The 14832-nt window shown below is 45.2% G+C and carries 11 protein-coding genes; 9 read left to right on the top strand and 2 right to left on the bottom strand.

The features are described 5' to 3' along the window. The first annotated feature begins 16 nt into the window (after window positions 1-16). The 6 genes from mutL to hflC all read left to right on the top strand — a co-directional run bounded on the left by mutL (window position 17) and on the right by hflC (window position 7314). A complete protein-coding gene (mutL, locus tag OCV36_RS14635; protein ID WP_135459049.1) occupies window positions 17-2260 on the top strand; it encodes a DNA mismatch repair endonuclease MutL in 2244 nt (747 codons plus the stop codon). Between the two features lie 96 nt (window positions 2261-2356). Next, complete coding sequence (gene miaA / locus OCV36_RS14630; RefSeq protein ID WP_017073486.1) at window positions 2357-3289, top strand: tRNA (adenosine(37)-N6)-dimethylallyltransferase MiaA; 933 nt, start codon at window positions 2357-2359, stop codon at window positions 3287-3289. 193 nt (window positions 3290-3482) lie between these two features. Continuing rightward, entirely contained in the window at window positions 3483-3749 is a 267-nt protein-coding gene (hfq, locus tag OCV36_RS14625; RefSeq protein WP_004735866.1) for an RNA chaperone Hfq, read from the top strand. 44 nt (window positions 3750-3793) lie between these two features. Then, on the top strand, window positions 3794-5101 hold the full coding sequence (gene hflX, locus OCV36_RS14620; protein WP_135459051.1) for a ribosome rescue GTPase HflX: 1308 nt from the start codon (window positions 3794-3796) through the stop codon (window positions 5099-5101). Between the two features lie 27 nt (window positions 5102-5128). Next, window positions 5129-6331 carry an FtsH protease activity modulator HflK gene (gene hflK, locus OCV36_RS14615; protein ID WP_017073484.1) on the top strand — a complete coding sequence of 401 codons (1203 nt, stop codon included), beginning with the start codon at window positions 5129-5131 and terminating at the stop codon, window positions 6329-6331. 2 nt (window positions 6332-6333) lie between these two features. After that, entirely contained in the window at window positions 6334-7314 is a 981-nt protein-coding gene (gene hflC / locus OCV36_RS14610; RefSeq protein ID WP_017073483.1) for a protease modulator HflC, read from the top strand. A gap of 434 nt (window positions 7315-7748) precedes the next feature. On the opposite strand, the gene OCV36_RS14605 is transcribed toward hflC, so the two are convergent. Continuing rightward, complete coding sequence (locus tag OCV36_RS14605) at window positions 7749-7937, bottom strand: DUF2065 domain-containing protein (protein ID WP_135459052.1); 189 nt, start codon at window positions 7935-7937, stop codon at window positions 7749-7751. Window positions 7938-8109: 172 nt separating this feature from the next. Here OCV36_RS14605 and OCV36_RS14600 point away from each other — a divergent pair, with 172 nt between their 5' ends. After that, window positions 8110-9426, top strand: a complete 1317-nt coding sequence (locus tag OCV36_RS14600; RefSeq protein WP_017073481.1) for an adenylosuccinate synthase — start codon at window positions 8110-8112, stop codon at window positions 9424-9426. A gap of 314 nt (window positions 9427-9740) precedes the next feature. Further along, a complete protein-coding gene (gene motX / locus OCV36_RS14595; protein WP_135459053.1) occupies window positions 9741-10376 on the top strand; it encodes a flagellar protein MotX in 636 nt (211 codons plus the stop codon). Between the two features lie 154 nt (window positions 10377-10530). Here the strand turns inward: motX and OCV36_RS14590 are convergent, their stop codons facing one another. Further along, entirely contained in the window at window positions 10531-11940 is a 1410-nt protein-coding gene (locus tag OCV36_RS14590) for an amidohydrolase (RefSeq protein WP_135459055.1), read from the bottom strand. Window positions 11941-12188: 248 nt separating this feature from the next. Here OCV36_RS14590 and rnr point away from each other — a divergent pair, with 248 nt between their 5' ends. After that, complete coding sequence (gene rnr, locus OCV36_RS14585; RefSeq protein ID WP_135459057.1) at window positions 12189-14687, top strand: ribonuclease R; 2499 nt, start codon at window positions 12189-12191, stop codon at window positions 14685-14687. Window positions 14688-14832: the final 145 nt, after the last annotated feature.

Below are 14832 nucleotides of genomic sequence, written 5' to 3'. Positions count from 1 at the left end.
TAAGGTAACTATACATATGACGATCAAAATACTGCCAGCTCGGTTAGCGAACCAAATCGCAGCAGGTGAAGTGGTAGAAAGACCCGCTTCTGTTGTGAAAGAGTTGGTTGAGAACAGTTTGGATTCAGGTGCCACACGTATCGATATCGATATCGAGAAAGGTGGCGCCAAGATGATTCGTGTTCGTGACAACGGTAAGGGCATCGTTAAAGATGAACTTGCTTTGGCATTAAGCCGTCATGCGACCTCTAAGATTCATACACTGGATGACCTTGAGGCGATCGTCAGCCTTGGTTTCCGTGGTGAGGCGTTGGCGAGTATCAGCTCAGTCGCGCGTTTAACCATGACCTCTCGTCCTGCCACTCAAGATCAAGCTTGGGCAGCGCACAGTGAAGGTCGTGATATGCAGGTGAAACTGCAGCCTGCCGCGCATCCAATTGGCACCTCGGTAGAGGTATTGGATCTGTTCTTCAACACACCAGCAAGACGTAAGTTCTTACGCACCGAGAAAACCGAATTTACGCACATCGATGAATTGCTTAAGCGAATTGCGTTAAGCCGCTTTGATGTGACGATTAATCTTCGTCACAACGGCAAGATGATTCGTCAGTACCGCGCGGCTAAAACAGACGTTCAAGCTGAAAAGCGTATCGCAGCGGTGTGTGGTAATGCCTTTGTTCGCCATATGCTTAAGATTGAGCTGGAGCATCAAGGTTTGAAACTTCATGGCTGGATCACCACGCCAGAAGGGGCAAGGCAACAAAGCGATCTGCAATACTGCTATGTAAATGGTCGTATGATGCGCGATAAATTGATCAATCACGCGATCAGACAAAGCTACGAAACCAGCCTACGTCCAGACCAATTCGCAACTTATGTACTGTTTATTGAATTAGACCCGCATCAGGTGGATGTGAATGTTCACCCTGCAAAACATGAAGTGCGTTTCCACCAAGCTCGCCTTGTGCATGATTTCATTTATCAGGCATTGAGTGATGGACTCGCCCAAAGCAAACAGATTAATGCGGTACCAATCAAGCAGTCTGCGTTTCATCAATCAGAAGCAACGAATTATCAGCAAGATAATGCAATTCCTGAATCTAGTGATGCGACGAGTTACCCTACGCAAGAAAGCGCTGTCCCTGCTTATTCAGATCAAAACCCAGCATTTGATCAAAGCCCTCCATCTGAAAGGGCGCGACATGCTATTGATCAAACGCCTTCATACCCAAGAAAGGCTGAGTCTGAACAAGCGAATGATCAGCCTCAATACGGCGTTAATGATGGTGGACAACACTATAGCTCAACAGCCAACCGAGGTTCATCGTCTAGCCGAGGTTCTTCATCGAGGCTTGGTTCGTTATCGAATCAAGGCTCGTCGGCTCGCGACACCAGTTTTACGGGTTCTCCTCGCCAAGAGTGGATCGAGTCTCGACCTGAACCTAAAAAAGAGAAAGAGCCACATCAGCATCATGGTGACCCCGCACCCTCTAAGCGAGAAGTGAAAGCCTACAAAGAGCTTCTGAAAACGCCAGATTTTGATGATCAAGTTGTAGCTCCATCATCTCCTCAAGAGCATGTGGCACCAGTAGGAACCAGAGAAAATAGAGAAAATATAGAAGCTAAGCCCGCTCAACAGAATCCTGTTCATTCAAAGCCAAGAGCACCTGTGACGGACTTAGGCAAAGCTGTCTCGGTAGTGGAACGCCAATATTTGGTAATGGGAAACAAAAACGGCAGCGTATTGCTGTCTCTAGCCAAAGCGGAATTGCTACGTGTGATTGGCCAACTTGATACTCGAGAAGGGGCGTTAAAAAGCCAACCGTTATTGGTGCCTTTATCGATTAAGCTTGGCAGTGAACTTGTCGAGGTTGCTAAGGCGTTGAGCCAAACACTGGCGTTATTGGGGATTGAGCTTAAGGCGCGAAACAGTGAAGCGGTAATGGTGATGGGCGTGCCTTCTCCTTTGAGGCAGCAAAACTTACAAATTTTGATCCCAGATCTGTTATCTTACGCGGCTTCATTAAACGCTCAGATTGTCGATAATCACGCAGATACTGTTTTTAACGATATGTTGCCATCATTGGTCAACTGGATCGGGATTCAAACGGCACAAGTAAAAAGCGACTACACTTTATCTGAAGCGGTTCAACTAGTTGGGGAACTTGAACAGCTTTGGCATGGTCTACTTCCATTAGATGATCCAGAGTTTGTCAATCCTATCGACTTTTCAGCGACCATAGCCGCGTTTACGGTTTAACTTTTTCGCGATGGCATTTGTCTTTTTAGCTGAATACGTCGCGACACAAAGCCCTTTTTATAAAGCGCTCTAACAGAGAAACAAATACAAAATATCATGACTGAAAAATTACCTTTAGCGTTGTTTTTAATGGGCCCAACGGCATCAGGAAAAACAGATTTAGCTATCCGCTTACGCCAGAAATACCCAGTAGAAATCATCAGTGTGGATTCGGCATTGATCTACAAAGACATGGATATTGGCACCGCTAAACCAGACGCGGAAGAGCTCGCGCTCGCGCCTCATCGCTTGATTGATATTCTGGATCCAAGCGAAGCGTATTCTGCGGCAGATTTTCGTCGTGATGCGATCAATGAAATGAATAAGATTGTAGCGGAAGGCAAAATCCCGCTACTTGTTGGTGGCACAATGCTGTACTACAAGGCATTGCTGGAAGGTTTATCGCCACTACCCGCGGCAGATAAAGAGATTCGTCAGCAGATTGAAGCAGAATCTATCGAACAAGGTTGGCAGGCTCTGCATGATCAATTAAGAGAGATAGATCCCGTATCCGCTGAAAGAATACACCCAAATGATCCACAAAGGCTTTCAAGGGCATTGGAAGTTTATCGAATTTCGGGTAAAACATTAACTGAGCTAACTCAAACGAAAGGCGATAGCCTGCCATTTCGTGTAAAACAATTTGCTATAGCTCCCAAGGAAAGGACTGAACTCCATCGCCGTATTGAACTGCGTTTCGAGAAGATGATTGAGGCGGGTTTTGAAGAGGAAATGAAGGCGTTACACGCCAGAGAAGATCTTCACCCGGAGCTACCATCGATCCGATGCGTCGGTTATAGGCAGATGTGGGATTATTTAGACGGGAATTGTGATTTGGACGAAGCGGTTTTCCGTGGTGTCTGTGCAACTCGTCAGTTGGCCAAGCGACAAATCACCTGGTTGCGCAGTTGGGATGATTTAACTTGGTTAGATAGCGAAAACATTGATCAAGCGTTAGAAACTCTTTCAGATGCAATAGCATCTGATTAGTATTGCTGTGTATAATGTGATCGCTTTTGCGTGAATATACTCTGGAAAGGATCCGTTATTGAGGCTTTTAAAAAATCACAGCCTTTCAATAACAACGGAGTTTTTTTATTCATTTAGCTCAGAGGCAAAGGCCGCACCTTTTTGTGCACCGCTAGCTAAATAATTACAACAAAATACAAATAAGGAAAATAAAATGGCTAAGGGGCAATCGCTACAAGACCCATTCCTGAATGCACTCCGTCGTGAGCGCATTCCAGTCTCTATCTATCTTGTGAACGGCATCAAGCTGCAAGGTCAGATCGAGTCTTTCGATCAATTCGTGATCTTATTGAAGAACACGGTAAACCAAATGGTTTACAAGCATGCGATTTCTACTGTGGTTCCTGCTCGTGCAGTTAGTCACCACAGCGGCGAGCAACAGCGTGCGCCATCTGATCGTCCAGAGAAGACTGAAGATTAATCGTTCAACAAATACAGCACACGCTGTAATAAGGAGTTGGTTGCTTGTTTGACCGTTATGAATCCGGCGAGCGAGCCGTACTTGTTCATATCAACTTCACGCAAGAGGGAGAATGGGAAGACCTAAGCGAATGTGAAATGCTGGTCTCCTCAGCAGGGGTAGAAACGCTACAAGTGATTACTGGTAGCCGCCAATCCCCGCTCCCTAAATACTACGTTGGAGAAGGTAAAGCCCAAGAAATCGCTCAAGCCGTTCAGCTGACTGGGGCTGAAATCGTGGTGTTTAACCACTCTCTCTCTCCTGCCCAAGAGCGAAATCTCGAACAGTTGTGTAAATGTCGTGTGATTGATCGCACGGGTTTGATCTTAGATATCTTTGCACAGCGTGCACGAACTCACGAAGGTAAGCTACAAGTTGAGCTCGCTCAGCTTCGTCATATCTCTACTCGACTGATTCGTGGTTGGACTCACCTTGAAAGGCAGAAAGGTGGTATTGGTCTTCGTGGTCCAGGTGAAACTCAACTGGAAACCGATCGCCGTTTGTTGCGTGACCGTATAAAGGCAATACTGCGTCGTTTAGCGAAAGTGGCTAAGCAACGTGAACAAGGACGACGTGCTCGAAATCGAGCTGAAATCCCAACTATTTCTTTGGTTGGTTATACCAACGCAGGGAAATCAACACTTTTCAATCGCATTACCAGTGCGGGTGTTTATGCTGCAGACCAACTGTTTGCAACCCTAGACCCAACACTACGTAAGATTGATTTGGCAGATGTAGGGCCTGCAATTCTCGCAGATACCGTAGGTTTTATCCGTCATCTACCACACGATTTGGTCGCTGCATTTAAGGCAACGTTACAAGAGACGCAAGAAGCTGACATTTTGTTACATGTTGTTGATGCCAGTGATGACCGCTTTCGTGAGAATATTCAGGCTGTTCATGATGTATTAGAAGAAATCGATGCTCATGAAGTGCCAACCCTTGTAGTCATGAATAAAATTGACTGCATGGAAGACCAAAAACCTCGAATTGAAAGATACGAAGAGGGCGCTCCACGCGCTGTTTGGGTTTCTGCAATGGAAGGAGTAGGTATTGAACTGTTGTTTGAAGCTTTAACCGAGCGTTTAGCAAGTCAAATGGTTCAATTCCGTTTGTGTATTCCACATAAACATCAAGGCCGTGTTCGTAGTTTATTTTTCCAGATGAAATGTATTCAACAGGAAGAGTATGATGAAAATGGTAACTTGTTGATAGATATCCGAATGCAACAAATAGATTGGTCTAAACTTGAAAAAAGAGAAGGGGCGCTCTTAGGTGACTTTATCGTTACCAAAGAGACTGCTACAGTATAACGTCATATCAAATGATGGAGCTTTCTAATGGCGTGGAATGAGCCTGGAAATAACAACAACGGCGATAATAACGGCCGCGATAACGACCCTTGGGGTAAGAATAATAATCGCGGCGGCCGAGATCAAGGACCGCCAGACTTAGACGAAGTGTTTAGTAAACTAAGTCAAAAGTTAGGTGGCAAGTTTGGTAAAAAAGGTGGCAACGGTAAAGGGCCATCTATTGGTGGTGGCGGTGCGATTGGCTTTGGTGTCATTGCTGTCATTGCGATTGCTATCTGGTTCTTCGCTGGTTTCTACACCGTTGGCGAAGCAGAAAGAGCCGTTGTACTTCGACTGGGTCAATTCGACCGTATCGAAGAACCTGGCCTTAACTGGCACCCACGCTTCATCGATGAAATCAAAGATGAGCAACTGGTCAACGTTCAAGCGATTCGTTCTCTACGTGCTTCTGGCACGATGCTAACGAAAGATGAAAACGTTGTGACCGTTGAAATGGGTGTTCAATACCGTGTTTCTGACCCGTACAAGTACTTGTATCGTGTAACGGACGCGGACGACAGTTTACGCCAAGCAACCGATTCTGCGCTTCGTGCGGTAATTGGTGACTCACTAATGGATAGTATCCTAACAAGTGGTCGTCAGCAGATTCGTCAAAGCACTCAAGAAGAGCTGAATCGTATTATTGATAGCTACGATATGGGTATTCTTATTGTTGACGTGAACTTCCAATCAGCGCGTCCACCTGAGCAAGTGAAAGATGCATTTGATGATGCTATCGCAGCTCGTGAGGATGAAGAGCGTTTCGAACGTGAAGCTGAAGCTTACCGTAATGATATTATTCCAAAAGCAACAGGTCGAGCTGAGCGTTTGAAGAAAGAAGCGGTAGGTTATTCTGAGCGTATTGTTAATGGTGCTTTGGGTCAGGTTGCTCAATTCGAGAAACTTTTACCTGAATACCAAGCTGCTCCTGAAGTAACACGTAACCGTATGTACCTAGATACAATGGAAAAAGTGTACTCAAGCACATCTAAAGTTCTGATTGATTCAGAATCAAGTGGTAACTTGTTGTACCTACCAATTGATAAGCTAGGCGCTCAAGGTGGAGACCAATCGGGTAAACGCTCGACAAAAGCTCCATCAACTTACGATCAAATTGAGTTAGAAACTCAAGCGGATCCAAAGTCTAGCTCTACAACTCGTTCAGACAGTTCACGTCAAGGGAGATACTAATAATGCGTAAGTTAATGATCCCTGTTTTAGTTGTGACGATTGCCCTTCTATTGATGTCACTATTTGTGATTCAAGAAGGCGAACGTGGCATGGTAATTCGTTTTGGTCGAGTTCTCGATGACAACGGCGTATCACGAATCTATGAACCAGGCCTACACTTTAAGATGCCGCTGTTTGATCGCGTTAAAGTACTTGATGCGCGTATTCAAACGATGGATGGTCGTTCAGACCGTTTCGTAACATCAGAGAAAAAAGACGTTCTAATTGATACTTACGCAAAATGGCGTATTGCTGATTTTGGACGTTTTTATCTGAGTACGGGCGGCGGCAATATCCTGACGGCAGAAGCACTTCTTGAGCGTAAAGTGACAGATGTTCTTCGTTCTGAAATTGGTTCTCGCGAGATCAAGCAAATCGTTTCAGGCCCGCGTAACAAAGACGTATTACCTGATAGTGTTGATAGCGAAGAAGTAACAACTGAAGCCGCTAAAGAAGCACTAGAGATTGATGGTGAACGAGATAAAGTTATGGCGAACGTTTTGTCTGGAACGGCAGAAAGTGCGATGGCTGATTTGGGTGTTGAAGTTGTTGATTTCCGAATGAAGAAGATTAACCTTCCTGACGAAATCAGTGAATCTATCTACCGCCGTATGCGTGCAGAGCGTGAATCGGTTGCTCGTAGACACCGTTCTCAAGGTCGTGAGAAAGCAGAAGTTATCCGTGCTCAAGCTGAGCTAGAAGTAGCGACTGTTCTTGCTGAAGCTGACCGTACTGCTCGAGTGACTCGTGGTGATGCTGATGCAGAAGCGGCGAAGATCTACTCTGATGTGTACAGCAAAGATCCTGAGTTCTATGGCTTTATGCGTTCACTGCAAGCTTATGAGACATCATTTAGCGATAAGAGCGATATTCTAGTATTGGATCCGAAGACAGACTTCTTCCGATACATGAATCAATCAAGCGGTGTACCAGCAGCAAAATAAGCTAATTTGTTATTCAAAAGCTGACTCTAGTTTAGATAACAAAGTACGTTAAAAATCAAAAGGCTCCCTGATGGGAGCCTTTTTGTTTTCTGGCGGTTTATTTTGGTCGCTTCACTTTTTATCAGCCTATCTTGTTAGTTGATTAGCTGGTTAGTTGACTTGCTTGCTTGGCGCTTCTGTTGATTAACCATGTTGTTACCCCCGAGGACCTATACTGCTGTTACCGATTATCTACGCTGCTGCCGAGCACCTATGCTGCTGTTAACGATGACTTGCGATGCCTTTACATGACAGGTGGCCCCTTGAGCGTTAGGCTCATGCGTGAGTCGCAATCGGTATAGTGAGTGCGTAAATCATCGGTATAGTGAGTGCGTAAACCTCTTACTTGTACCGGCAAGGTTTCGGAAATAATGAGTAGGTTTCTAGAAGGAAGATTAGCTGTGGGTCATGAAAGCGATAACCGCTCCAGCAACAACAAGACAGCCGCCAATACGGCGCAGTTGAGAGTCTGGTTGTTGGCTGAGCTGGGCAACCATGTTTCTCCAACCGTTTGGTGCAATCAAGGGACCAAGCCCCTCTACGATAAGAACAAGCCCAATTGCGAGCCAAATTGAATGAGACATGACACTGCCCTATATTTATAAAAATACAATGATATCAGTATCTTTACGGTTCCGCCCTGAGTTCTCACTGATTTGTTTTTGAACAGCCTTGTCGATTATGAACAAAAAGTGACTGCAAGAAGTGTGATTCGGTGCTAGAATCCATTTTTAATTAGCAACAGAAATTGGAAAGATGGGAAATAACGTAGTTGTTCTAGGCACCCAATGGGGTGACGAAGGTAAAGGTAAAATCGTTGACCTTTTAACTGAAGATGCAAAATACGTGGTTCGCTACCAAGGCGGTCACAATGCAGGTCATACACTTGTAATTGACGGTGAAAAAACCGTTCTTCACTTAATTCCATCAGGTATCCTACGCGATAACGTTAAATGTGTTATCGGTAACGGTGTAGTATTATCACCTGACGCACTTCTTAAAGAAATGAAACCTCTTGAAGATCGCGGTATTCCAGTACGTGAACGTCTTTTCATCTCTGAAGCTTGTCCTCTAATTCTTCCGTACCATATTGCTATCGACAACGCGCGTGAAATCGCTCGTGGCGCTAAAGCTATCGGTACAACGGGTCGTGGTATCGGTCCAGCTTACGAAGATAAAGTTGCTCGTCGCGGTCTACGCGTTGGCGATCTTTTCGATAAAGAAGCATTTGCTGAGAAGCTAAAAGAAGTTATGGAATTCCACAACTTCCAACTAGAGCATTTCTACAAAGCTGAAACAGTAAGCTACGAAGAAGTACTTGAGCAAGCGATGAGCTACGCAGACATGTTAACTGCGATGGTTATCGACGTAACTGACGAACTAGACGCAGCACGTAAGCGCGGCGACAAGATCATGTTCGAAGGTGCTCAAGGTACGCTACTAGATATCGACCACGGTACTTACCCATACGTAACGTCTTCTAACACGACTGCTGGTGGTGTTGCTGCAGGTTCTGGTTTCGGTCCTCGTCACATTGGTTACATCCTTGGTATTACTAAGGCTTACTGTACTCGTGTTGGTTCAGGTCCATTCCCAACTGAGCTTTACGATGGCCTTGATAAGCAAGACCCAGTTGGTAAGCACCTAGGCGATGTTGGCCACGAATTTGGCGCAACAACTGGTCGTCTACGTCGTACTGGTTGGTTCGATGCCGTTGCTATGCGTCGTGCAATCCAAATCAACTCTCTATCTGGTATCTGTCTAACTAAACTAGACGTTCTAGATGGCCTAGAAGAACTGAAAATCTGTACTGGTTACAAGATGAAAGATGGTTCTATCCTAGAAGTTTCTCCAATGGCTGCTGAGTCATTCGAAGAAGCAACGCCAATCTACGAAACAATGCCTGGTTGGTCTGAAAACACATTTGGTGCTAAATCTATCGACGCGCTTCCACAAGCTGCTCTAGATTACATCAAGCGTATCGAAGACCTAACTGGCGTTCCAATTGATATCGTATCAACTGGCCCAGATCGTAACGAAACTATCATCAAGGTTCACCCATACGGCGCATAATGCCCGCTGAGTGATTACCAGGCACTAGCCGTGCTGTGGTAATTAAAGTGCTCTGATAATGAAATAGTTTTCTAAAAGCCGACTTTATTAAGTCGGCTTTTTAATGCCTGCAATATAGAGCTTAAGCTTTGGGTGATGATCTTTTAAACGTCATCAGGCAAAATATTGCCCATTAGCGGCAAGTTTTGTCTAAAGCCGTCAAGGTTGTTGCCGATACAGATATCATGGAAAGTGAAGTTCACCCTATTTTTGACGTTTACCTCGGTAGCCAATAAGAAATAGATAACTTTAGCGACAGATAATTGAGTGCAGGTATGAAGCTACGAATTGTGGCAGCTTCATTGATAATGGCGCTGAGCTCACCCTTGAGTCATGCAAATTTGGCTGAAGTGGGAGACCCAGTTCCAATCTATACAGAAGCTGAGCTGATTAAGTTAATTGAAAATAATCAACATCTTGAGCGTGTAAAGGCGGATAAGTGCCAGCTAGTGGAAGATATCGTTGCGCGTGCAACGCGTATTAGCTTGCCTTCTTATGAGTTTTTATACGGTGATATGTTGGCGTGGGGTGTATGTGTTCCACAAGATGTAGAGCTTGGTCTTTACTATATGGAAAACGCAGCGCATCAAGGTCTACCCGCTGCATTAGAGCAGTTAGGTCGTTATTACTCCCGAGGCACTTTGGTTCAACAAGACAAAGAGCGCGCGATTCCGTATTTACGTGAAGCGGCGTCTATGGGAAATCTAAGTGCGAGTATTCACTTAGCTGAGTTGTTGTTGCGAGATTACGGTAGCCCGCTAGATTATGAAGATGCTTATCGCTGGTTGTATAATTCGGTGACGGCTGACCAAAGACAGCATAAACGTATCACTGTGCTTAGAAGCGGTTTAGAACAGAGAATGCCAGACAACATTATCGCGCGAGCAAAACGTCGAGATGTGTTCTGGTAATTACGAATATTAATTAAGGTTGATGGTGAACGACTGCACTCGTTAGCCATCTATCTTGATATAGAAAGATATCGTATTAAAAAGGCCTCGTAGGTAAATACCTATGAGGCCTTTTTTGATCTTAACGGTAAACCGTTTATCTTACTCGGTGGCGTTATTGAACAACTTCACCAGATTCAATCACCGTCTTACGAACGACTTTAGTGAAATCGAGTGCTTCTTGGCGAATCTTATCTTCATCGACCGTTAGCATGTCGCGGTCTTGCATGATGATTTTACCATCAACGATCGTATGGCGAACGTTACCCGCGTTAGCTGAGTAAACTAATGCCGAGTATGGGTTGTAGACCGGAACCATGTTTGGCGCTTTAGTATCGATCACTATGATGTCAGCGAGTTTGCCGTCCTCAAGAGAACCGATCTTATCTTCCATGTGCAGCGCTTTTGCTGCGCCCATTGTTGCCATGTCGATCACTTTGATCGGAGGCATCGCGGCGCGATCTTTATTAACTAGCTTATGTACTTTAGCGACTTGGTTGAACTCATCGATGGTGCTCAGTGTATTACCTGACATTGGCCCATCGGTACCTAAACCGATACGTACGTTCTCGTTATACATCTTAAGCGCCGGTGATACGCCTTTTGCTGACTTGATGTTAGCACTCATGTTGTGAGCCACACCCATATCCGATTTTTTCACCAGTTCGATATCATGATCGTCAACGAGGATCATGTGTGCACCCACCAAGTTTTTATTGAGTGCACCAATGCTGTCCATGTATTGAACTGGCGATAATCCGTCTGAACGCTCTGCGATTTTTTCTGCTTCACGGTGTGATTCTGCAAGGTGAATCATCACAGGCACATCTAATTCTAGAGACAGCTTTGAGATCTTCTGCAGAATCTCTGTGGTATTGGTGTAAGGCGCATGTGGTGCAAACGCTGGGGTGATGCGTGGATGATCTTTGTATTCTTCAATGAAGTTTAACGCGTATTTAATGCCTTCTTCAGCATTAGCCGCATCAGCGACTGGGAACTTAATCACTGTTTCGCCGAGGATAGCACGCATACCGATCTTGTCGACAGTTTTCGCCACTTCATCTTCGAAGTAGTACATGTCGGCGTAAGTGGTTACACCGCCTTTAACCATTTCGACGTTACCTAGGTTAGCGCCAATGCGTACCATGTCTCGTGACACTAACTTCTTCTCTAATGGGAAGATGTAACGGTGAAGGCGATCAGGCACATCATCGGCTAACGAGCGAAACACGGTCATTGATACGTGAGTATGAGTATTGATGAGACCTGGCATCACGATATCACCATCCACGTCTAACACTTGCTTGGCTTGGTATTGCTTCTCTAATGATGCATCGCCGACAGCAATGATTTTGTTGTCTTTCACAACAACAGTGCCGCTTTCATATACCGTTTTGTCTTGGTTCATCGTTAGAACCATCGCATCGGTAATCATTAGGTCGGCTTTTTCCATCGCAGAACTCGCGAATGGAAATAGAGCGAGACTTGCCATTGCTGAAGCCAATAGGGTGCGTTTTAGTTTCATATCAATACTCAGAACAGGAGTTGGTAAAGTGTCAGGATAATAGTGTATTTCATTCATGGCGCAAACGTTTGTTTTATCGTTTGCTCAAAATTTTGATGAGAGACAATGGCTATGAAGTGATGTTTCACAAAATGAAGAGATGTATCAATCTGAGGTTATTTGAGGCTTTTCCAAAGCATATCTGTAGCTTACCCCTAGCATCAGATATACTAGGGGTATATACATTCCTTGCTTAAGCAGGCCCGCCTATGTCAAAAAATACACCGATGTCAGAAAACACGACAGCTACAACCACTATTGATCCCTTTGCAGACCGAGAGTCTAAAAACTACGAAAATCCAGTACCAAGCAGAGAGTTCATTATTTCGTTTCTAACAGAAGCGAATATTCCGATGAACCGTAACGATCTATTTGAAGCTTTGGGTCTTGCTGGAGAGGAACAATATGAAGGCTTGCGTCGTCGTTTACGTGCAATGGAGCGTGATGGACAGCTAATCTTTACTCGTCGTCAGTGCTACGCATTGCCGGAGAAGATGGAACTGATTAAAGGCTATGTGATTGGTCATAAAGACGGTCATGGCTGGGTTCGCCCAGACGGCAGTGTTGGTAAAGATAACGATATCGTGTTGCCGCATCACCAGATGAAAACCATCATGCACGGTGACTATGTATTGGCTCAGCCTACTGAAAACAGTAAGCGTGGCCGTCGTGAAGGGCGCTTAGTACGTGTTCTTGAAGAGCGTAAAACACCACTTGTTGGTCGCTTCTTCCTAGAATACGGCCATTCTTATGTGGTTGCCGATGATTCACGTATTAGTCATGACATTCAGATCCCAACTGAGCATAAAGGCGGTGCTCGAATGGGTAATGTGGTTGTGATTGAAATTACGGATCGCGGTGGTCGTTCTCGTAACATGATGGGCAAAGTGACCGAAGTTCTCGGTGAGAACATGGCTCCGGGTATGGAAACGCAGATCGCGATCCGTACTCACCAGATCCCACAAGAGTGGCCTGAAGCGGTTGATAAGCAAATCGTAAACCTAGGCGAGCATGTTCCTGAAGAAGCAAAAGAAGGGCGTGTTGATCTACGTAAACTGCCATTAGTTACGATTGATGGCGAAGATGCACGTGACTTCGATGATGCGGTTTACTGTGAAGCGAAGAAAGGCGGCGGCTGGCGTCTTTGGGTAGCGATTGCTGACGTAAGTTATTACGTTCGCCCAGACACTGCGCTAGACAAAGAAGCGATTAACCGTGGTAACTCGGTATATTTCCCATCGCAAGTTGTCCCAATGCTGCCTGAAGTACTTTCTAATGGCCTGTGTTCATTGAACCCTCAAGTAGACCGTTTATGTATGGTGTGTGAGATGACTATCTCAGACAAAGGTAAACTGTCGGGTTACAAGCACTACGAAGCGGTAATGAACTCTCATGCTCGTCTTACTTACAACAAAGTCGGCGCGATCTTAGATGGCAATGAAGAACTTCGTGAGCGTTACGAGCCTGAAGTACCACATCTTGAAGAACTTCATAAGATGTACAAGGTACTTAAGAAAACGCGTGACGAACGTGGTGCGATTGAATTTGAAACCGTTGAAACGAAATTTATCTTCAATGCGGATCGTAAGATTGACCGTATTGAACCCGTAATTCGTAACGATGCACACAAGATCATCGAAGAATGTATGATTCTTGCGAACATTGCATCGGCGTCTTACGTAGAAAAAGCGAAAGAACCGGCACTGTACCGTGTTCACGATACTCCGGGCGAAGAGCGTTTAACGGGCTTTAAGAGTTTCCTTAGTGAGCTAGGTTTAACGCTGGAAGGGGGCCTTTCGCCATCACCAGTCGACTATGCACAGCTGATGAAACAAATTAACGAGCGAGAAGATCGTGAGTTAATCCAAACCATGTTGCTGCGCTCAATGAAGCAAGCGGTATACAACGCGGATAACGCGGGTCACTTTGGTCTAGCTCTTAAGCGCTATGCTCACTTTACCTCGCCGATTCGCCGTTACCCTGACTTGCTTTTGCACCGTGCGATTAAGTACCTTATTGCGAAAGAAGAAGGCCGTAACAGCGAACGTTGGACGCCAACGGGTGGTTACCACTACACTTTCGATGATATGGACTTCTACGGCGAGCAGTGTTCAATGACTGAGCGTCGTGCTGATGACGCAACACGTGAAGTGAACGACTGGCTGAAATGTGAATACATGCAAGACCATGTTGGTGAAGTGATGGATGGCGTAATTGCTAACGTTACTGGTTTCGGCTTCTTTGTTCGTTTGACTGAACTGCACATTGACGGCTTGGTACACATCTCAGCGCTAGCGAATGATTACTACCAGTTTGATGCTATTGGTCAGCGCCTAGTGGGTGAAAGCTCAGGTAATATTTACCGTTTGGGTGATTCGGTTAAAGTGAAGGTTTCTGCGGTTAACCTAGAAACTCGCCAAATTGATTTTGACATGGAAGACACTGATCGTCAGCCTCGTGGTAAAGGTAAAACTGCCAAGAAGCGTGCAGCCGAAGCGATGAATAAAGCGAAAAGCAAGAAGCGTTCAGCGGTGAAGAGTAACAAGCCAGGTGTACCTGCGAAGGCTTTGATTGAACCCACTAAGCGACCAGACGGAAGTAGTGAAAGTCCAACTAAGAAGAAGTCAGCGAATAAAACAGGTGCCGCTAAAGCTCGAGCTAAAAAAAAGCGCGCAGCAAGCCGTAAGCCAAAAGCTGATAAGTCTTAATTTTTAAGGCTTATAAGGACGAGCAAGACTTAACGTCTGACTAATTTAATGCGAGGGTATCAGGCGGAAACGCATGCTCTCGAACTAAACAACACAGAGGTGGATGTGTCGGTATTGATGTCATTCATCTCTGAGCAATAAGAGT

The organism is Vibrio echinoideorum, assembly GCF_024347455.1.
GTDB classification, from domain to species: Bacteria; Pseudomonadota; Gammaproteobacteria; order Enterobacterales; family Vibrionaceae; genus Vibrio; species Vibrio echinoideorum.
Note: the sequence above shows the minus strand (reverse complement) of the source record. Positions and strands in the feature narration are given on the sequence as shown.

Coding starts and splice junctions, on each gene's coding strand:
- hfq (WP_004735866.1), top strand. CDS start 3,483: ATGGCTAAGGGGCAATCGCTACAAGACCCATTCCTGAATGCACTCCGT.
- OCV36_RS14590 (WP_135459055.1), bottom strand. CDS start 11,940: ATGAAACTAAAACGCACCCTATTGGCTTCAGCAATGGCAAGTCTCGCT.
- hflK (WP_017073484.1), top strand. CDS start 5,129: ATGGCGTGGAATGAGCCTGGAAATAACAACAACGGCGATAATAACGGC.
- OCV36_RS14605 (WP_135459052.1), bottom strand. CDS start 7,937: ATGTCTCATTCAATTTGGCTCGCAATTGGGCTTGTTCTTATCGTAGAG.
- motX (WP_135459053.1), top strand. CDS start 9,741: ATGAAGCTACGAATTGTGGCAGCTTCATTGATAATGGCGCTGAGCTCA.
- miaA (WP_017073486.1), top strand. CDS start 2,357: ATGACTGAAAAATTACCTTTAGCGTTGTTTTTAATGGGCCCAACGGCA.
- hflC (WP_017073483.1), top strand. CDS start 6,334: ATGCGTAAGTTAATGATCCCTGTTTTAGTTGTGACGATTGCCCTTCTA.
- rnr (WP_135459057.1), top strand. CDS start 12,189: ATGTCAAAAAATACACCGATGTCAGAAAACACGACAGCTACAACCACT.
- OCV36_RS14600 (WP_017073481.1), top strand. CDS start 8,110: ATGGGAAATAACGTAGTTGTTCTAGGCACCCAATGGGGTGACGAAGGT.
- mutL (WP_135459049.1), top strand. CDS start 17: ATGACGATCAAAATACTGCCAGCTCGGTTAGCGAACCAAATCGCAGCA.